The organism is Cryobacterium sp. N19, assembly GCF_002929595.1.
Taxonomy (GTDB): Bacteria; Actinomycetota; Actinomycetes; order Actinomycetales; family Microbacteriaceae; genus Cryobacterium; species Cryobacterium flavum.
This window is the reverse complement of the sequence record NZ_PJJR01000049.1, coordinates 338582-356929: the sequence shown is the minus strand read 5'-3', so window position 1 is coordinate 356929 and position 18348 is coordinate 338582. Positions and strand designations below refer to the sequence as shown.

Sequence of the window (18348 nt, the reverse complement as noted above, 5' to 3'; positions counted from 1 at the left end):
AAGCGGTAGCCATACGTCAGCGGGTTTCCACTCCCAGGCGATCTCCTGGCTGCGACCGTCTTCGCCAAATCGATACGTTGCTCGCTCGTGCTCGCCCGTCAGCGTCCAAGTATGACCATCGACAGTCAGAGTGTAATCGCGTGCGAAGCCGTGATTCTCGACCGTTCGGGCGAAAAAGCGGCCGGCTTCAGCGTCCCAGCCCATCAGACTAAGTGTGTCGAACGGACCGTTCGCGCGCTCATCTTGCACGATGAAGTAGTTGCCCGAATGCCACCGGGCGGAGTGGATGCTGTTCCACGGACTCGCTCCCGCATGCGGATTATCCAGCGACTGCTCGTCACCACCATAAGAGATGCCCTCAGCATGCCAGTCACCCAGAAAAACTGCCAACTCTTCATGCTCAGCCATGATTCAACCCTACGTTCGGGAGCTAAACCCGGCAATCATCTGAGGTGGCCGGTGACGGATCGCCCGACCGGACGTCGGCGGTTCAGGCGTCAGCGTACCCGTTGAGCCTTCCGGTTACGGGCTGCCCACGCATAACACAGGGCTTGACCGTTGCCGCCGGTACCGTTTCCGCTCGCAGAACCTTCGCCGTAAGCTGACGACATGGGCAACTTTATTAATCCAATCATTCCCGTCGGGTATGACATCGCGTGGACTATGTTCTCGGTTCTGGTCATCGCCCTAGCCGTCGTAGCGCTTGTCTCGATGGCTCAAACCGCTAAACGCCTTACCCGAGCGCAAGCCATGATCTGGGCGCTCGTGACGATTTTCGTACCGGTCGTCGGTCCGCTGGCATGGCTGTCTATAGGACGTCGATCAGGTCTCGCCCAGGTGCAGCCGAACACAGATTTGTAGCCGTTCCGCAGCAGCGAGAGCACCGTGTCGCGTAGGACGCAGTGTCTTCCAAAAACCTCCGACGTCTGGCGTAGGGTCTGGCGAATTCAGGCGTGTCTTCGCGTTCGTGTTCGATCTCTTAATTGTGCGCCCGCAAGACGTTCCCCTTTCGGGACTGCGGAGACAGGGGGTGCGGCGGTAGTGTGAGCGTGAGCATGAATCGCATCGATAGGTAGCCGGACTGGCCGGCGCGACTTGGCCGAATTTGCTTGGTTGGTGCGTTCGCCCGGCGGTAAAGAAGCACCGCACTTGAAAACGTCGGAGCCTCAAACAGACAGAAGGGTCTTCGCAGTTAATCGCCCGAACTAATGGGCAGGGTATCTCGCTCGTGCACGATCGACACGGTGTCCAGGCGTACGTCGTTCACCAGGTGCCGGTAGAGGTCGACATCCGCAGCAATGATCACCGAATCGGGATACAAGAATGTGCCCCACGCAAACCGGCCCTCGTCATCATTGGCAAACTCAGGTACGCGATTTTCTCGACTGGATTGAACGAACTTGCTGACTGGGAGGTCGTAGGGAACGAAATCTTCGTTGAGTCGCCGCATCAACCGGCCTGAGCCGTTATAGGGCGCATATCCCGCCCAGCGCAGGCAATGCAGCACGGTGGTCGGACCAAGCTGATGCAGTGCTTCGGTGACTGCCTGGGCCGTCACCGGGTCGATGTAGCCTCGAGACGGTTCTGGCGGGCTGGCAGACACTCCCCGCTCATCCGCGTAACGATTTCAGACCTCAAACCAACTGATGGAGCCGGTCAATTCGGTTCCATTGACAAGAAATGACGACCACCGCTGAGCACGCCCATTTGCGTCAAAGAAGGGGAGGAACAGGCGCAACATGGGCAGCGCACGGTATTGCAGCGGCAGGAGATCACGCGCCAGCATCGCTTCACTCATTGCAGTCCCCCTCGCTCAGCAGCCGTGCCACAGACACTATCGCCCCGAGACCGGTCGCCAGCCTTTGGATGCTGCGAGGCCTCCGTCAATTCCCGTAAGGGGTTCCCCTAACGAGAGGGTGCAAAACGAGCTGTCTCGGCCTTGGACAGACCGCGCAGCTGTCGAAAATTGATGTGAAACGTGTGCTCTCTGCCCTGCCGCTCGTTGCTCTCGTCCCATCCTCCGCGCCACATGATTGATATTCGCCGTTCAATGTCTCCTTGTGTCGACCAAAACGCAGCGGTCAACGGCGCGCTGGCCCTTTGCTTTATTCACGACGGCCAGCGGGGATCACCGCGTGGGTAGAATGTCGATAGCCGAAGCCTGATACCGCAGCTACGATCAGCTGACTGTTAGGTTCGAGCGTATGCGCTTCGATATTCGTCAGATCTCAATATTCGCACTCGCTGGGGCGTTCGTACTCTGCTCCAGTGGATGCGTCAGCGCCCCACTCCCGAGCGTTGACTCTCACGCTCCGTCGTCTGCGCCGTCCGCGCCGGTGCCTGTGGCGACGCCAGCTGAGGCAAACCAAAACGACCCACCCCAAATGAGCGCGTTCGAGCAGCAACTCCCGCTCACCGGGCAATTCGTGACTCAATGGACTGAAACGGTTGGCTCTGTCGAGATCGCGCGCCACAGTGACGGCACGATCAAGGCGACTCTCACCGACTTCAGTACAGGAACCTCGCCGAACTTGAGGCTCTATCTCAATGAAGGCGACCTGGTCACCAATGCCGATGGAGCTTGGACGACCGATGCTGGTCTCAGTTATGAAATCGCCCCCGTCATGGCATCAGCCAGTCCGCAGGAAGTTGAGATTCCTGGCAGCAACTTCATGAACGAGATTCACAGCGTCACAATTGTTGATTACACGAGTCCCGACTTCCTACATTTCGGCTCGGCGCCGCTGGGATAACCGCCGAAATAGGGGCCCTTGACGTACACCGCTGTGAAACTCGGTCACCGTGGATTAATCCGACGGGCGCAGAGAGCGTCGCGTGCCCTGTGACGGCCAGGACAAAGGGAGAATGGTGTCTCGACACAGTTCAATTCCCGTATGAGGTTCGGCTTACGGGTCAGCTCGATGCGTCTGATCCTTCGCGGTCTTTTTCGCCTTGGCAGTCAAAGCGATGACCGCGCTTGCAGCTGAGAGGACGCCTATCAGTAGAGCGAGAACCAGACTAAAAACATGCCCTCCGTCGGTTCCCGTGTCTCCGTTCGCGATCGCAATTATCTGGATCGTTGCATTTGCTAGCCAGAGCACGACCATTGCGAGGCTAAGCCCGACCTGGTGCCTGCCGACCCACAAAATCATCCGTCTGCCAGTCATGGTGTCAATATATCCGCATGATCTTCCAATCACTACGAGTCCGATATGGGTTCGGCTACTGCGTACTGATCAGTCACTTTCATGCCTTCAAAAGCATGGAAGCGCAGGAATCGGTACGACGTTGCGTACCGATTCCTGCCGTTCGTTGCATTACCTGGCGTCCCGCCCCCGGGCAGCTGACTCGATGAGGTTGTCTCCTGCAACAGCGTTCTCGGATGTTACGGCTTCGGTCCACGCACTCGTCGTGGCGACCGCAGCCCAATTGGAGTTCAGGACGGCCATGATTGTCTCGTGCACCCGCTTTGCCGGCGCAGAACCGGCGGAATTCACAATGTCGATGGCTCCGGTTGCATCCGACAGCACCTCAACGGTGAATCCCAGGGGTTCGGCAGCGGCGGCGGAACCGATAACGCAGTTGTTCGTCATGTAGCCCACGATGGTGATTGTGTCGATCCCACGTTCGCGCAACCACTCCTCGAGGCCAGTACCCGCGAAGATGCTGGCGTATGACTTCGTGAAGCGATGAGCCACGTTATCGGCGCGCTTGGCGATCTCGGGTCGCAATTCGAAGGTCGACGACTCCGGCGCGAAGACCGGGAACCCCGCAGGGGATTGATGTTGCCCGACAACGACCGGAATGCCAGCCTGCTCAGCAACGTCCATCGCCTCGGCAATACGAGTGAGTGACTCATCGCGTGCGGGGTATTGGATCGGCAGCAGTCCTTCGAAATACTCCTGTTGGGCGTCGATGACGATCAGGGCGCGGCGGGGCGAGGACATGGGATCTCCCTTGGTTGATGTGCTGAGGTGGGACTTCCGGCGGATGGGATGCGGTGCTTTCGGTGAGGACCGCTTTCTGGTCGGCTCCGGCGTAGATGTATGACGATGTTACGCCGCCGGTGGTGGCGGCCGTCATCTGCTGGAACCCGTTTTACGCCTACGTTGCCATGGGGGTGGCAGTGAGGTTTCCGGTGCCGTCGTAGGCATACCCGGCGGTGGTGATCTGGTTCGCGGCGTTGTCGGTCAGCGCTGGCATGTCGCCGCGGGTCTGCACCGCGAATAGGTCCGGCAGCAAAAAGACAAGATCACACTGAGGGCAGCGCTCACATCCCCTGAGACTATTCCTGGTGCTCATAATCTCAGCGTTCATCTCGGTGCCGCACGAGGGACAGGGCGGCCCCCTCCACGGCATCCCGTCATCGGCCGTCGGGTCGAGCTGAGCGAAGACGAATCGGGCGACCTCGATCGCGTCAACGCGAGTATCCAAGCCGGGCACTGAGTTCGCCACGTCCCGGAGTACGACGTCAAGGGATACAGATCCAGTACCGGTACGGAGCTGCCCTACAACAGTACGAGCCAAAGCATCCTCAAATTCACTTCGACTCATCACTCCCCCAGTGTCAAGATCCATATCCCTCAGTCTGGCCCGACGACGACAATTTTGCACGAGCATTCTCCAGTCCCGGGATACAAAAACGTCCCTGGTCGGCACAAAGAACAGCCAGGAGCATGCGTGCAGGGCGCACGATCCTGCACCGGACTCATGACGGGCCTACCCTTCGAGGGCTCCACCCTGGTCGGGGCAATGATGTCGGCTTAGCCATCGTTATGGCCTTCGGCGCAGAGTTGTCCTGGGCGGACAGCATCGAGCTGCGCTACTGACCCTGGCTGCTTAGCAACTCTTGACCCGAGCTGCATATGTGTCCCCTCTGCCGTTCCCCTCGCAGGAATTTCGTGATCTGCGGGCGTCTCATACTCGACTGCGGCTTGGCCATGACCGGTACGTTGGAGATATGGCGAAAATCGATGATGATGGACACCCAGCCGAGGAATCTATCAGCCCGGCACCTCAGGATCCACCCTTCCAGGCACTGTTCCCCGACCTGGATCGAGTCTCACGATCCGCATTCCGAAAAGGAACGGTTAGCCGTCGTCGAATCAATCGAGCGCTGCTGCTGCTGGTCGCAGTGGCCGGCATTACCGCAGCGCTGATTTTTGCCAGCGTCGTCCTCTGACGACTCTCCAGCCGTTGGAACAGTCCACTTCCGCATTGACAACGAAATTTACTTGCTCCGCAAGACGCTCGGCTAACGAGCGCTCAACCCATGCTCTACGGGTGTCATTTATACGTTCGATTACGTGATAACCCAAACGGATCGCCCAAGAATCGCAAATTTGTCACACAAATTCGGCACACATTCTGCGTATTGCAAAGGATCAGCGCACAAGCCAAAACAACAGGGATTACTGATGCCCTGCAGATCCTAAAACCGAGACCTTGACACACCCCATTTAGGTCACATAGTTTTTAATCGCTGCCCTGGACCCTGTCAGCGGATTCACTCACCACGTCTAGGGAGCGCCTTGTCTACATTTGTCGTTCGATCGTTTGGGCCCGCACCATGACCGCCGCCGAGACGGAGCCGCGTTACCCGGCGGTCTATATCGGCGGTCATCTGCTTCTCGAACGAGTGGCCGCAGGCGACGCACTCGCCTTCGGCTCCTTGTACGACGCCTTCGTCACCGACACCTATGCGATCTGTCTGTATAAATGTGCAAACCCGTCGTCGGCCGACAAAGCCATGGCAAAAACATGGATCTTTATATGGAGCCACGCCGCCGCACTCAACGAACAGGCGGGTTCAACGAAATTCATCGTGCTGTCCACTGCCCGGACTGTCACCTCGCCCCGCGGCAGAGACCTCCTCCAGGTGGGTACCCGGAGGACCCATTAGGCCGCTCGTCTTTTTGACGCCAACACACGCGCGGGAAACGAAACGCACGACGTTGGTAGCGGCAACGAATTCATCAGCCACCCCTACCTGCGCGCAAGCGTTGACGGATGGCCGCGCTGCCAGGGGTGCATCAGCTACACCCCTGCCTGCCTGCCTGCCTGCCACGTGCGATTACGGCCGTCTCACGTCGTAAGTCATATTCGAGTGTGCGCCTTCGGCCCTACTTCTTCTGCTTGGAAACGCCAGTTATTGCCGGTTACGGTGCCAGGCCAAGTTGTTCGAGCATGCCCTGTTCGTCGCTGCTGCCCCACCGCTCGACAAGTTTCCCGTTCTCAAACCGGCTAATTTGCATCCCGCGAACAGATATCGTTTTCCCGCTCGCGGCGTGGCCCTTCAAAGGACCTTGGTGGGTGCCTGTGAGGGTGTAAGCGAATGCGACGTCGGTATCGTTTGCGACGAGGCGCTCGACGGCGATGTGCAAATCTGGAAAAGCAGCAATCATCTCGCCGAAGAACGCTTTGTAGCCTGCCGGCCCCGGGCCTTGGCCAGGGGCCGGGTCGTTATCGACCGCGTCTACGGCCACGAGATCATCGAGAAGATCAAGTTGCCCGCTGTTGACGGCGTCACCAAACTTCTGCTGGGCAGCAATATTTGCTTCTTGACTCATGTGTTTACTCTCTTCCTAGGATTTACATGGATGGGATTGTGAGGGCCACGAGGTGACCATACCGCCGTTGACGTTCAACGTCTCGCCGATGACACTGCGTACTCTAGTAATCCAGCCTTATGGCGAAATTCTTGGTCCCCTGCGGTCCTGCGTAGTCGACGCGGTCAAGAGCAAGGACAGGCGCGTATGCCTCGAGGACGCAGTGTTGCTAATCGTGGAACCGGTACGGGAGAACGGATGTGATGACCCAGAACATGGCAACACGTTGGCTATGAACCGGCGAGGTTGACGACGCCCTGACGGGGCGACCAACACCTGCCTCGATTGTTTCCGTACAGGGCAACAAGTCGACGTCAGGATTCTGCCCAAAAAGGGCCTCAGTGCCGGCGTGCTCACGCACCGCCACGACCTATCGAAGGGGAGCCTGCACTGCCGGCTCTTCACCGCGTCGGCTCGGTCCCTGTTCGGTTCCGCTACTTCGCGAGGAAGGCGATTACGTGCCGGTTCCACTCGTCCTTATGTGAGACGGTGAGACCGTGAGGGGCACCTTCGATCAGCACGAGTTCGCTGCCGGAAATGGCCTCGTGAGTGCGCTTGCCACTGACTTCGAAAGGCACGATGGTGTCGGAGTCACCGTGTATCACCAGGGTCGGCACGGTGATTTTCATCAGGTCAGCGCGGAAGTCCGTCGTGGCGAATGCGGTCGTGCTGTCGAGCGTTCCCTTCGGCGACGCCATCTCGGCGATATCAAGGTTGTAAGCAATCTGCTCCGAGCTGACCTTCGGTTTGTTCACCAGCGACGGCTTGCCAGCGGTGAAAAACATCTGCACAAATTCGTACAGGAACGCCGGCCGGTCCCCGGTCAACCCGTCGTGAAACCACTGGGCCAGTCCGGCGTCCACGCCGCCATCGGGGTTGTCATCTGATTTCCACAGGTACGGTGGCACTGCGCTGGCGAAGACGAGCTTCGCGACGCGGTCGGTGCCGTACGTGCCCACGTAACGGGCAACCTCACCGCCACCCATCGAGAATCCGATCAGGGTAACGTCCCGGAGGTCCAGAGTGTCGACAACAGCCTTCAAATCGGCAGCGAACGTGTCATAGTCGTACCCATTCCACGGCTGCGACGACTGGCCGAACCCGCGACGATCGTACGTAATCACCCGGTAGCCAGCATCGACCAGCGCAGGCACCTGACCCTCCCAGGACCTGCTACTCAGCGGCCAACCATGAATCAAGACGACGGGCTTACCGGCACCGACATCTTCATAGTGCAGTTCCACGTCGGGATCGTTCTGACCGGGGACGGTGATGAAAGGCATGTTCTCTCCTCGTAATCGTAGATGGTTCGCTAGAGGTAACTGAGATTGCAAACTCCAGACAACCGAGGTTCGCTGAAAGAACGCTGAAATGATGGTCGCTGAGAAAAATGGTCTCGCGATCGACCCGCCTGACGGCAATTGAGGGGTGTCAGTCGTCGCAGGTCCCGCAGGGCATGACTCAGCCCACGCACAGCCGCTGCTTCTGCGAGCATAAAATTCGCGCTTCCACACGAATCGTCAGCACCAGCTCAGGGCTGTTCGGTTTGCGATCCCGCCGCCACGTGAACCCCTGCGCTAGATAGCGGGCCGATACCGTCGCGACCGCTACCTCGTGCCGCGTCGTCTGCCGAAACAGGTTCGGCGCCGGCTTCCCAATCGCCAGATACGTGGCCCACACTATCGACCCGTCCCGATACGCAACCCGGCCCCGGTCGAGCAATCCAGTCCCGATCATCCGCGCGGCCCACTGCTGCGCCCGGCGCAATGACACCGGTTCACCAGCACCCGACAGGGCGCCCAACGCCCACCGCACGGCGTCCATATCGGCGAGCCGAACAACGTCCAACCACGCCAAAAGTGCCTCGTCGCGCTCCGTCACCTGCACCATCACTTAACCTCCAAACTGAGAACGCTTCAGCTTTCCATCACGATTCTGCACCCAGCCACCGACACAGCCCCGCATGCCACACCGCACATCGTCGACTTCAACTCATCGACCTCACCGCTTCTGCTCGTCGTTTTCCTTACCCGATTGCTTCCTACTTTCTGCCGTCGACTTCCACATTTTCTGCCGGCTTTCCCTGGCTTTGAACCGTCCCGGGTTTCATGCCGCCGTTTTGATGCTCCTATTGATGTCAAGTGGTAATTGTGGCCGATTGTTGGTCTAGCCAGGTGCGGTAGTGCCGGGCGAGGTCGTAGTTGACATTGATGCCGCGTTCGAGCCAGTCGAAGGTGAGCTTCTCGACGTCGGCGAGGGTCTTCAGCGGACCGGTTATGAAGGGTGAGTTCTTCGCGACGGCCTCGTTCTTGTAGAGGCCCATCACGGTCTCGGCGGCCGCATTGTCATACGCGTCACCTACCGTCNGATCAGGCCGGGTTGGACGGTGTGCCCGGCGTTGTCTCGGCGCCAGAGCGCCATGTTCAAACACACCTCAACGAACGGGGTGTCCTTGACCGTGGACGCATGCCAGCCGACGATCGCTCGAGAATACAAGTCGATCGCGAAGGCCACGTAGATGAACCCGCCCCACGTCGGCACATACGTGAAGTCCGTCACCCAGCTGTGGTTCGGGTGGGGCGCGCTGAAATTGCGTTTCAACAAGTCAGGAGCACGGGCCGAATCCTTCCCGGTGGAGACTGTGCTGCGCGGTTTACGGCCGCGAACGAGGCCGTTCATGCCTTCCAGCCGCATCAACCGGTCCACGGTGTGCTTGGACACGCCGGCGAACTCGCCTCGGCTCAGCCAGGCCGTCATCTTGCGGCGGCCGTAGAGAATCTCTGGCTGCTGCCGGCCCTGAACGTCCCGCACTGTCAGCGCTTTGAGCCGATCCAGAAGGATAGCGTCGCTGCGGGTCCTAACCGCAGCAGCGCGGATCTTCCACGCACGATACGTGCTGTGAAGTGACCGCGACGCCCTGCTCACGCAGGACGCCACAAGTCAGCTCGACTCCATGGCCGTTCGCCTTCATCGAAACGATGAACGCGACTATGGACGGTTGCGAGGGTCGAGCTCCCTGAGCTCAAGAAAGACGCCGCTGCTTTCAGGATCTCGTTAGTTTCCCGAAGATCGCGGTTTTCGCGCTTGAGGCGCTTGATCTCCTCGAGCTCTTCGCTCGTTGGGCCGGTCCGTTCTCCCGCGTCGGATTGCGCCTGCCTGACCCACTTCCGCAACGTCTCCGGGCCGACATTGAGCTTGGGGGCCAGTTCGCGGCACGCGGCCCACATCGACGGGTAATCCTTCACACGATCAAGCGTCATACGAACCGCTCGCTCACGAACCTCATCTGGGTAATTTCTTGGGCATAACCGAATCCTTTCACTAGAAAGAAAGCGGCAAGAAATCAGGGACGGTTCAATCTCGGCCGGCGCAAACGTGAAAGCGGTACAGCGCATGCTGGGACACGCCTCAGCGGCGATGACCCTGGACACCTATGCCGACCTGTTTGACGATGACCTTGACGCCGTGGCGATCGCGCTTGATATTGCAAAGATTAGGTCGGACGCGCTGCCGTAACGATTCACGCCGTCGGGGCCGGTTGTCGATCTCGAGGAGCCGCCTCAAAAACCCCCGGCAGGGTGTCCTCGTTGCACGTTGAAATGCCAGTTTTGAGCCGTTTCACCGACTTCAGATCACACCGAAATTTTTTGAAGTGTGGGCAAAATGTGGGCAAACGGCCATTCCTGAGAAGTACGAAAACCCTACAGCCCAGTGTTTACATGGGATGCAGGGCCTCAAAGCATGGTGCCCCTGGAGGGATTCGAACCCCCGGCCATTTCCTTAGGACGGAATTGCTCTTCCACTGAGCTACAGAGGCGGTTCGGCAAGTTTAGCCGGTCACGCCGGTCCGCCCGCTCGATGGCGGGTCGCGGCACACGAACGCCTGCAGGCTTGGGTCAGCTAGCTGGCCATGTGCACAATCTGAATGAGGTTGCCACACGTGTCGTCGAGAACCGCGGTGGTCACCGGCCCCATGACCGTGGGCTCCTGGGTGAAGCGCACGCCGAGGCCTCGCAGTCGCTCATACTCCGCCGGAACGTCATCGACAGCGAACTGGGTGAACGGAGTACCGTCGGCGACCAGGGCGTCCTTGAACGGCTTCGCGGCCGGGTGGCCGCTCGGCTCCAGCAACAGTTCGGTACCCTCAGGGTTCTCCGGGGACACCACGGTCAGCCAGCGGTCCTCACCGCCCAGCGGAACGTCGTTCTTTTTCACGAAGCCCAGCACCTCGGTGTAGAACCGCAGCGCCTTCACCTGTTCGTCGACGAACACGCTCGTAATGTTGATTCGCATGACCAAAAGCCTACGCGGCGGGCGCCAGGTAGGCATCCCATTCCTGCTCGGGCCGCTCGACTCCGCGCACGATCCAGGTCGTGCCCTGCGGCATCCGTGGGGTGAAGCGCAGCTCCCAGCCCATCTCGGCCGGGGTGTGGTCGCTCTTGAGGTTGTTGCAGCGCAGACAGCAGGCCGCGAGGTTGTCCCAGGTGTCGCGGCCACCGCGCGACCGCGGCAGCACGTGGTCGATTGTGGCCGCCGACTTGCCGCAGTAGCAGCAACGGTGCTCGTCGCGGCGCAACACCCCGCGGCGACTCACCGGCACCAGGCGTGACATGGGGATGCGCACGTACCGGGTGAGCAGAATAACGCTCGGGCGATCCCACGAGCCCGAGGCCGCGAAAACAGGGTGGTTTTGATCCGACTGCACGATCGTGGCCTTCTGGTTCATTACCAGAATGAGCGCTCGTTTGAACGAGACAACGGCGAGGGGCTCATAGCCCGCATTGAGTACCAGTGTGCGCATGCGCTCCCTTTCGAAGGAGGCTGGACGGCTTCCAGCCATTCGAACTACATCCGATGCGGAAAGAACAGGAGCGTGGCAAAGCGAAAAAGAGTACAAAAAAAGGCGCCGTCACAATGACAACGCCTTCTGGCTGCTCACACAGCTCTTCTTGCTCTGACAACTATGCCGAAAGCACTCGCGACCGCGCACATCCATGGTGTGGATAGTGCGTCGCTCATGCATTGGCTCTCCTTACGGCCCTACAAACTACATCAGGGCACTAGGTTAACCCACAAATGGCCCAACAGGTGAACCTGTGTGCGCCATTTGTGTGAGCTGTTACCTAGTGTTCACGCGAGGAGGCGAACTAGATGCCGATCCGCACGATGTAATAGTCGCTGGTCCAGATCGGCTGGATCCGCACGGACTGGCCGGTGTACGGCGCGTGCAGAATGTTTCCGTTGCCCGCGTAGAAGCCGTCGTGGCCGTCCATGATCACGAGGTCGCCGGGCACGGCGTCTTCGATCGAGATCTTGGTACCGGCCGCTCCCTGGCCCACTGAGGAGTGCGGCAGGCTGATGCCGAACTGCGCGTAGACGTACATAATGAAGCCGGAGCAGTCGAAGCCGGCCGGGGTGGCGCCACCGTAAACATACGGTGTGCCCTGATACTGCGAGGCAACATTGAAAACGGATGCAAGATCAAAATTCGGGTAGGTCGGGTTGGCCAGGAAGTCGGCAACACTCGGGCCAGAATAGCTCGCGGCGTAGGAGGTCATCTGCGCGGCAACCTCGACACGGCGGGTTTCCGCGGCCGCGGCGGCGGCAGCAGCAGCAAGTTCTTCGGGAGTGGTGGCGGTGAATCCCTCGCGAGCCACGCTCACGGTGGCGGCCTGCGCATCGACTTCAACAGCCTGCGCCTGAGCCTTGGACATCTCCGTGGACTCGGTGGCCTTGAAAGAGGCGTCCTTCGAACCGGGAACAAAGGCATACGCCGGGAGAGCCATGGTGGCAACGAGGCCGGTGGCCAGGGTCATGACGACGATGTTGGCGATACCGCCACGGCGCTTCTTCGGGGTCGCGCGCGGCAGTGCTCGGTGGGAGTGTGCCGACGATGCCACTTTTTCCAGGGAATCGGATGTTCGGCTCAGCCCACGTTGGGACCTTCTCGTTCCTAATGCAGCCAAAGTTTTAACCTCCGGCGCCTCGACAACACTAGGTCGTTGTCCCGTCCACTTCGCTGATCGCGGGTGTGTTCGTAAATCAAGAGACGGGGTAAGCAGGCGTCTTGACTAGAGTCCTTCGACCTTTCATGGTCTGTGGGACATCCCCGAGGCTACAAGAACTGCGCCCATTTGTCACCCTGAAGTGACACTTTTCTAACGGATTGGTAACGGACCGGCTAACAGGTCGAGACGACTGGCTCGATTCATTGCACTGCGAACCCGGCGCAATGTCAGTGAGCGACCGGGCTGTAGCCGATCGGCGTGGTCACGAAAATGTGCCCGGCGACCTCGTTGGGCAGCTCTAATCCAGCACCAAAACCCTCGACCTGTACTAGAACGTACGATCCGGCGGCCGAAAACGCCCCGGTCGCACCGGGCATCACACCGCTCTGCTTGAGCTGCAGCAGCAACTCCGGGTCGAACTGCACGGGTTCACCGAGACGACGGATGACCGCGGTCACCGGCACGGTCGAATTCCCCACCACCGACAGCACGCTGGTCACCCCCGCCATGAAGGCAACGGCCGCGGACTCACCGAACTCGTCGAGGCCCGGAATCGGGTTCCCGTAGGGGGACTCGGTCGGGTGACCGAGCAACTCCAAAATCTTGCGTTCTACCTGCTCGCTCATCACGTGTTCCCAGCGGCAGGCTTCGTCGTGCACGAACTCCCACTCGAGTCCGATCACGTCGCTGAGCAGCCGTTCGGCCAGGCGATGCTTGCGCATCACGTGCACCGCCTTGCTGCGGCCGGCCGGGGTGAGTTCCAGGTGTCGATCCCCAGACACGATGACGAGGCCGTCTCGTTCCATCCGCGCGACGGTCTGCGAGACGGTCGGGCCGGAGTGACCGAGGCGTTCGGAGATGCGCGCCCGCAGGGGCACGATCTGCTCTTCCTCCAGGTCGAGGATCGTGCGGAGATACATTTCGGTGGTGTCGATCAGATCGCTCATCCGCAGCCCTTCATTCGGCTCGTGCGTGCACCGTTCATAGGTAAGTGAATGGTGCGCCGTTGGCGGCCCCGGCCGGGCCCGCACAGCGTCACAAGCCTACCCGCCCGCAGCTGGGCAACTAGAATCGCCGTATGGCCGACCTACTGATACCCACCGATCTGCTCCCCCTCGACGGACGATTCGGCTGCGGCCCATCGAAAATCCGGCGCGAACAGCTCGATCACCTGCTGGGATTCGGCACCGGAGTGCTCGGCACATCGCACCGCCAGGCCCCCGTGAAAGACCTCGTCGGTCGCGTGCGCGCCGGCCTGGGCGAACTGTTTCGCATTCCCGACGGCTACGAAGTTGTGCTTGGCAACGGCGGCTCGACCGCATTCTGGGATGCCGCCGCCTTCTCCCTCATTGAAACCCGCGCGCAGAACCTGGTCTTCGGCGAATTCGGCGGCAAGTTCGCCAAGGCGGCCGCTGCCCCCTGGCTCGAAGCCCCCGACGTGATTAAAGCCGACACCGGTTCACGCAGCGACTTCGTGGTGCGCGACGGCATCGACGTCTACGCCTGGCCCCAGAACGAAACCTCGACCGGCGTCATGGCCCCGGTCACCCGGGTCGACGGCGATGCCGGCGCCCTCACCGTCATCGACGCCACCAGCGCCGCGGCCGGCATCGACTTTGACGCGAGCCAAGCGGATGTCTACTACTTCGCCCCGCAGAAAAACCTCGCCTCCGACGGTGGCCTGTGGATCGCCCTGTTCTCCCCCGCCGCGCTCGAGCGCGTCGAACGCATTGCGGCGAGCGGCCGGTACATTCCCGAGTTCCTCAGCCTCAAGAACGCCGTGGACAACTCGCGCCTGAACCAGACGTTGAACACGCCGGCCCTCAGCACCCTGCTGCTGATGGAGAACCAGATCGACTGGATCAACCAGAGCGGCGGACTGACGTGGGCTTCGGCGCGAACGCAGGCATCGTCATCCGTTCTGTATGACTGGGCAGCCGGCGTCGACTACGCGACCCCGTTCGTGGCCGAACCGACGCACCGCTCGCAGGTTGTCGTCACGATCGACTTCGACGACGCCATCGACGCCTCAGCCATCAGTAAGACGCTGCGCGCCAACGGCATCGTCGACACCGAGCCGTACCGCAAGCTCGGCCGCAACCAGCTGCGCATCGCGACCTTCACGGCGATCGACCCGGAGGACGTCAAAAAGCTCGTGGCGTCCATCGAGCACGTCGTCGGACACCTCGGCAACTAGCGAACGTAAGGATCGGGTCATGCGTCTCTGGTTGAAAGACAGCGAGCGTCGGCCCGATCCGCTGCCCGCGCGAACGGATGCCCGCAAAGCCCTGTTCGTCGGCACCATCGTCTGGCTGGTCGCTCTCGGCGCCGCCCTCATCGTTGAGGTCACGGCGCCGGCAGCGTCAGACTTAGGGGCGGCGAGCGCGACGACCGCGGGTTGGTGGCTGTGGTGCACTGTGATCGGCGTCGGCCTCGGCCTCTTCGGTCTCGCCTGGGTGCAGTTCCGCCGCCGCTAGCGCCTCGTCGAAGTCGATGCCGTCGAGCGCGTCGAGCGCGTCGAGCGAGTCATCCGCGTCGTCGTCGCCCGACTCTGCGTCGTCGTCCGCGTCGTCGTCTGACTCGTCATCCGACTCGTCGTCGTCATCATCATCGTCATCGTCTGACTCGTCGTCGTCGGTGTCGTCAGCATCCGCTTCACTGTCGTCGCCACCGTCGTCGACGAGGCGATCCGACCACGGCACCCACTCGGGTGCGAGCAGCGAGTCATCGCCGGGTGTGAGCTCGGTTTCGAGCACCTTCGGCTCGGAGTTCTCGTCGACCCGCGCGAGGCTGACGGTCCAGCGCCAGCCCGGGTAGCCGGTCATTAGGCAGTCGAACAGCAGCGACACCACGAGGTCGCCCTCGTCGATGTGGCCGATGACCTCGCCGATGGTGTCGTCGGTCGTGATCTCCAGCAGCGCCGCGCGGGCCAGCTCGACGGCCGCGAGCAGGGTGGCGTCGGTCGGCCGGGTGGGCTCGGCCTCGGTCGGCTCGGCCGCGGTGAGCTCGGCCGCGGTGAGCTCGACCGCGGTGGGCTCAGCGTCTGTCAGCTCAGGCATCCAGTTCCTCGGCAACCTTGCGCAGCATCGCCGCGATCTTCTTGCTGTGGCTCGACTCGGGGTAGCGTCCACGCTTGAGGTTGGTGCCGATACCGTCGAGCAGCTTCACGAGGTCTTCCACAATGATGGCCATATCGTCGGCTGGCTTGCGGTTGAACTTGCTCAGGCTCGGCGGCGCCTCGATCACTCGTACCGAGAGCGCCTGGGCGCCGCGTTTGCCGTCGGCGATGCCGAATTCGAGCTTCGCGCCGGCCTTGACGGTTACGCCGGAGGGCAGGGCGGAAGCGTGGAGAAAGACTTCTTGACCGTCATCGGATGTGATGAAGCCAAAGCCTTTCTCCTCGTCGTAAAACTTGACCTTGCCGGTGGGCATCTGAACCTCACTGAGTTTTGGGCGCACAGAAGTGCGCGGGGTGTGAACCAAGCATATTCGGTTATGGCACCGGCGTGCCCGTATCCTTAGCAGGTGACCAATCAAACTCCACACCCCGTTAGCCGGCTTGAGCGCGTTCTCGCTTACATGGTGGCGAGCGTGGTGGGGCTGTCGATTCTGGCGTTCGTCATGGTGATCATCGCAACGGCGATGGGCGTCGGCGCCAATGACGGATTCAGCCGTGGTATCTGGCCACCAATCTTCATCCTTCCGCTCTACGGACTGCCCTTCGGCTTCGTGCTCATCATCGCGCTCATGATCTCTGTGGGAGTTCGCCGCAGCCGCGAAGCTCGACGAGACCGCGAGTAATGCTCGGCCTCGCATCGAGACTTCGGGTCCTGCCCGATGCCGAGCTGCGGCGCGTTATCGGGGTGCGCGGCATTTCTGCGAGCGGCATCCATGACTTCTTCGATCTGGCCGAGGCCCTGCTTGACCCGGGCAATGTGCAACTGGCCTTGAGCCACCTCGACCGTTCGACGATCGCTGTTCTGGCGGTAGCCGGGCAGCTCACGAGCAACAATTCCGTTCCCACCCTCCAAGCGGTGACGAACCGGTTGCGCGAATTGGGGTCGACCGAGGTCACGCTGACCGAGGTAACCAGTCGGGTCGACACCCTGCACGCCCAGCTCCTCGCCGATCACGCCGACGGATGCTGCATTCCTTACGACGCCGTGTCGGCTCACCTGGCGCGCTGGCCGGCCCAGGGCCTGCCGGGTGCCGCCGACCTCGCTGTCGCTCTGCCCCCGGCATCCCTCACCGCTGTCCCCGAAACCGAGGTCGCGTTCATCGACCAGCTGGCCGCCGAACGCGCCTTCGCGGTCGTGTCATCGATCGCCGAGCTGGTCAACGAGCTCAGCCGCGAGCCTGCCCGGCAGCTCAGCCGGGGCGGGCTAGGCCTGCCCGACACCAAGCGACTGTCCGCCGTGATGTCCGTCGACGTCGATCTGGTGGCCCCGATCCTGGCCCTGGCATCGCGGGCCGACCTGCTCGCCCGCTCCGACGGTTATTGGATGGAGACCGAGGCGGGCGAAGGCTGGCTGCTCGAACGCACGACCGCGCGCTGGGCGGCGCTGGCCGCGGCCTGGCAGTCGGCGCTCCCGCCGATCGTGGCCGATATCCTGCCGCGTCAGGCCGGGCTGCTCTGGGGAGACGGCCTCACCACGTTCATCGCCTGGCTGTACCCGGCCGGCGGCGAGTGGATGCTCGCACAGCTCACCGAGTTCGCCCGCGACGCCGAGTTGCTCGGTATCACCGCCCACGACACCACCAGCACGGCCGGCGCGAGCGTACTGCGCGGCGACCTCGAGGCGGCCGTGGACACCATGGCGATCGCGCTCCCGACCGAGGTCGGCGCGGTGTATCTGCAGCACGACCTCTCGATCGTCGCGCCCGGACCGCTCGCACCGTCCATCGACTCCCGCCTGCGCGGGATGGCCGACGTGGAGAGCCGCGAGCTGGCGTCGAGCTATCGCATCACCGCGGCATCCGTCAATCGCGCCTTGGCCGCGGGCGAGAACGCCGACTCGCTGCTGGCTTTTCTCGCGTCGATCTCGCTCACCGGCATTCCGCAGCCGGTCGATTACCTCATCAAGGAGTCGGCTTCGCGGTACGGTCGGGTGCGAGTGGGAAGTCTCACCGGCGCCCCGGTCGCTCCGGTCGCTCCGGTCGGCGATGAGACCGTTTTTCTGAGCTACGTCTGCTCAGCGGATGCCGCGCTGCTCGGCACGATCGCCGTCGACCAAACTCTGGCGCCACTCACTCTCGTGCGCGCCGGCGACAGCGAACACTTGCTCAGCCGCTTCGCCGGTGATGCCGTGTTCTGGGCACTCAGTGATGCGCGCTATCCGGTCGCCGCCGAAGACGACCTCGGTGAGATCGTGCACCTGCGCCGCCACCAGATCGCCCACGTCACGCTGACGCCGACGGTTGATACCACCCACAACCTGGTCGAGAAGCTACGACTCGGCGCCGAAAGTGGTATTTCGGTAGCGGATGCCTGGCTCACCCGCCAGCTCGACACCGCCATCAAGGCCAAGCAGACCATCCTGGTGAGCATTGCGATGCCCGGCGGCGCTGTGGTGGACTACCTGCTCGAACCGGCCAGCGTCAGCAACGGACGCTTTCGGGCCCGGGACCGCCGTGCCGATATCGAGCGCACCCTACCGCTCAAGAGCATCCTCAGCATCACACCGGCGCCCTGACCGGCCTGCGCGCGGGCATCCGCTGGACGCGACCGACGA

25 protein-coding genes, 1 tRNA gene and 1 pseudogene are annotated in these 18348 nt (G+C 61.6%); 9 read left to right on the top strand and 18 right to left on the bottom strand.

The features are described from left to right. The coding region (locus tag CXY78_RS09670; RefSeq protein ID WP_104089171.1) for a DUF1579 domain-containing protein at positions 1 to 408 on the bottom strand (408 nt) is incomplete at its 3' end. A gap of 201 nt (positions 409 to 609) precedes the next feature. Between CXY78_RS09670 and CXY78_RS09665 the strand changes: the two genes are divergently transcribed. Beyond that, entirely contained in the window at positions 610 to 861 is a 252-nt protein-coding gene (locus CXY78_RS09665; RefSeq protein ID WP_104089170.1) for a PLDc N-terminal domain-containing protein, read from the top strand. Positions 862 to 1192: 331 nt separating this feature from the next. Here the strand turns inward: CXY78_RS09665 and CXY78_RS09660 are convergent, their stop codons facing one another. Further along, complete coding sequence (locus CXY78_RS09660; RefSeq protein WP_104089168.1) at positions 1193 to 1603, bottom strand: hypothetical protein; 411 nt, start codon at positions 1601 to 1603, stop codon at positions 1193 to 1195. Positions 1604 to 1627: 24 nt separating this feature from the next. Next, the gene (locus tag CXY78_RS21035) at positions 1628 to 1798 is read right to left on the bottom strand and encodes a hypothetical protein (protein WP_158253308.1); all 171 of its coding nucleotides are present in this window, start codon (positions 1796 to 1798) and stop codon (positions 1628 to 1630) included. A 586-nt stretch (positions 1799 to 2384) separates the two neighbouring features. On the opposite strand from CXY78_RS21035, the gene CXY78_RS09655 reads away from it, so the two are divergent. Then, complete coding sequence (locus tag CXY78_RS09655) at positions 2385 to 2753, top strand: hypothetical protein (protein WP_104089167.1); 369 nt, start codon at positions 2385 to 2387, stop codon at positions 2751 to 2753. Between the two features lie 564 nt (positions 2754 to 3317). On the opposite strand, the gene CXY78_RS09645 is transcribed toward CXY78_RS09655, so the two are convergent. Both CXY78_RS09645 and CXY78_RS21030 read right to left on the bottom strand, forming a co-directional pair. Beyond that, positions 3318 to 3947, bottom strand: coding sequence for a cysteine hydrolase family protein (locus CXY78_RS09645; RefSeq protein WP_104089164.1), 630 nt, complete (start codon positions 3945 to 3947; stop codon positions 3318 to 3320). A gap of 157 nt (positions 3948 to 4104) precedes the next feature. Next, a complete protein-coding gene (locus CXY78_RS21030; RefSeq protein WP_158253307.1) occupies positions 4105 to 4242 on the bottom strand; it encodes a hypothetical protein in 138 nt (45 codons plus the stop codon). Positions 4243 to 4960: 718 nt separating this feature from the next. Here CXY78_RS21030 and CXY78_RS20755 point away from each other — a divergent pair. Both CXY78_RS20755 and CXY78_RS09635 read left to right on the top strand, forming a co-directional pair. Beyond that, positions 4961 to 5182, top strand: a complete 222-nt coding sequence (locus CXY78_RS20755; RefSeq protein WP_140425687.1) for a hypothetical protein — start codon at positions 4961 to 4963, stop codon at positions 5180 to 5182. 387 nt (positions 5183 to 5569) lie between these two features. Then, positions 5570 to 5902, top strand: coding sequence for a hypothetical protein (locus tag CXY78_RS09635; RefSeq protein WP_104089161.1), 333 nt, complete (start codon positions 5570 to 5572; stop codon positions 5900 to 5902). 256 nt (positions 5903 to 6158) lie between these two features. On the opposite strand, the gene CXY78_RS09630 is transcribed toward CXY78_RS09635, so the two are convergent. The 6 genes from CXY78_RS09630 to CXY78_RS09605 form a co-directional block, all read right to left on the bottom strand. Further along, positions 6159 to 6569, bottom strand: coding sequence for an ester cyclase (locus tag CXY78_RS09630; RefSeq protein ID WP_092341875.1), 411 nt, complete (start codon positions 6567 to 6569; stop codon positions 6159 to 6161). A gap of 473 nt (positions 6570 to 7042) precedes the next feature. Further along, on the bottom strand, positions 7043 to 7891 hold the full coding sequence (locus CXY78_RS09625; RefSeq protein ID WP_104089160.1) for an alpha/beta fold hydrolase: 849 nt from the start codon (positions 7889 to 7891) through the stop codon (positions 7043 to 7045). A 178-nt stretch (positions 7892 to 8069) separates the two neighbouring features. Beyond that, on the bottom strand, positions 8070 to 8501 hold the full coding sequence (locus CXY78_RS09620; protein ID WP_140425547.1) for a hypothetical protein: 432 nt from the start codon (positions 8499 to 8501) through the stop codon (positions 8070 to 8072). Between the two features lie 244 nt (positions 8502 to 8745). Continuing rightward, positions 8746 to 8931, bottom strand: coding sequence for a hypothetical protein (locus CXY78_RS09615; protein WP_104089157.1), 186 nt, complete (start codon positions 8929 to 8931; stop codon positions 8746 to 8748). A 35-nt stretch (positions 8932 to 8966) separates the two neighbouring features. Continuing rightward, complete coding sequence (locus CXY78_RS09610; protein WP_158253305.1) at positions 8967 to 9419, bottom strand: DDE-type integrase/transposase/recombinase; 453 nt, start codon at positions 9417 to 9419, stop codon at positions 8967 to 8969. 110 nt (positions 9420 to 9529) lie between these two features. Then, on the bottom strand, positions 9530 to 10003 hold the full coding sequence (locus tag CXY78_RS09605) for a transposase (RefSeq protein WP_104089218.1): 474 nt from the start codon (positions 10001 to 10003) through the stop codon (positions 9530 to 9532). On the opposite strand from CXY78_RS09605, the pseudogene CXY78_RS09600 reads away from it, so the two are divergent. Next, positions 9963 to 10124, top strand: a pseudogene (locus CXY78_RS09600) (site-specific integrase); the annotation flags it as partial. The gene CXY78_RS09605 and the pseudogene CXY78_RS09600 sit on opposite strands and share 41 nt — an antisense overlap. A 226-nt stretch (positions 10125 to 10350) precedes the next feature. Here the strand turns inward: CXY78_RS09600 and CXY78_RS09595 are convergent. The 5 genes from CXY78_RS09595 to CXY78_RS09575 form a co-directional block, all read right to left on the bottom strand. Beyond that, positions 10351 to 10425: transfer RNA gene (locus CXY78_RS09595), tRNA-Arg, on the bottom strand. 83 nt (positions 10426 to 10508) lie between these two features. After that, complete coding sequence (locus CXY78_RS09590) at positions 10509 to 10901, bottom strand: VOC family protein (protein ID WP_104089217.1); 393 nt, start codon at positions 10899 to 10901, stop codon at positions 10509 to 10511. 10 nt (positions 10902 to 10911) lie between these two features. Then, complete coding sequence (locus tag CXY78_RS09585) at positions 10912 to 11409, bottom strand: HNH endonuclease (RefSeq protein WP_092112504.1); 498 nt, start codon at positions 11407 to 11409, stop codon at positions 10912 to 10914. Between the two features lie 346 nt (positions 11410 to 11755). After that, positions 11756 to 12508: a C40 family peptidase gene (locus CXY78_RS09580; protein WP_233197446.1), complete on the bottom strand. Its 753-nt coding sequence runs from the start codon at positions 12506 to 12508 to the stop codon at positions 11756 to 11758. Between the two features lie 335 nt (positions 12509 to 12843). Continuing rightward, positions 12844 to 13563, bottom strand: coding sequence for a metal-dependent transcriptional regulator (locus CXY78_RS09575; protein ID WP_092341864.1), 720 nt, complete (start codon positions 13561 to 13563; stop codon positions 12844 to 12846). 131 nt (positions 13564 to 13694) lie between these two features. Here CXY78_RS09575 and serC point away from each other — a divergent pair, with 131 nt between their 5' ends. Together serC and CXY78_RS09565 are read left to right on the top strand one after the other, a co-directional pair. Further along, positions 13695 to 14813: a phosphoserine transaminase gene (gene serC / locus CXY78_RS09570; protein WP_104089154.1), complete on the top strand. Its 1119-nt coding sequence runs from the start codon at positions 13695 to 13697 to the stop codon at positions 14811 to 14813. 19 nt (positions 14814 to 14832) lie between these two features. After that, a complete protein-coding gene (locus tag CXY78_RS09565) occupies positions 14833 to 15093 on the top strand; it encodes a DUF2530 domain-containing protein (protein WP_092341862.1) in 261 nt (86 codons plus the stop codon). Here CXY78_RS09565 and CXY78_RS09560 read toward each other — a convergent pair. Both CXY78_RS09560 and CXY78_RS09555 read right to left on the bottom strand, forming a co-directional pair. Then, a complete protein-coding gene (locus tag CXY78_RS09560; RefSeq protein WP_104089152.1) occupies positions 14986 to 15675 on the bottom strand; it encodes a DUF3027 domain-containing protein in 690 nt (229 codons plus the stop codon). The genes CXY78_RS09565 and CXY78_RS09560 overlap by 108 nt on opposite strands. Further along, complete coding sequence (locus tag CXY78_RS09555) at positions 15668 to 16048, bottom strand: cold-shock protein (RefSeq protein ID WP_092112494.1); 381 nt, start codon at positions 16046 to 16048, stop codon at positions 15668 to 15670. Before CXY78_RS09555 ends, CXY78_RS09560 begins: the two co-directional genes overlap by 8 nt. A 93-nt stretch (positions 16049 to 16141) precedes the next feature. Between CXY78_RS09555 and CXY78_RS09550 the strand changes: the two genes are divergently transcribed. Together CXY78_RS09550 and CXY78_RS09545 are read left to right on the top strand one after the other, a co-directional pair. Next, entirely contained in the window at positions 16142 to 16417 is a 276-nt protein-coding gene (locus CXY78_RS09550; RefSeq protein ID WP_134505257.1) for a hypothetical protein, read from the top strand. Beyond that, positions 16417 to 18309 carry a helicase-associated domain-containing protein gene (locus tag CXY78_RS09545; protein ID WP_104089151.1) on the top strand — a complete coding sequence of 631 codons (1893 nt, stop codon included), beginning with the start codon at positions 16417 to 16419 and terminating at the stop codon, positions 18307 to 18309. Before CXY78_RS09550 ends, CXY78_RS09545 begins: the two co-directional genes overlap by 1 nt. The last annotated feature ends 39 nt before the right edge of the window (positions 18310 to 18348 follow it).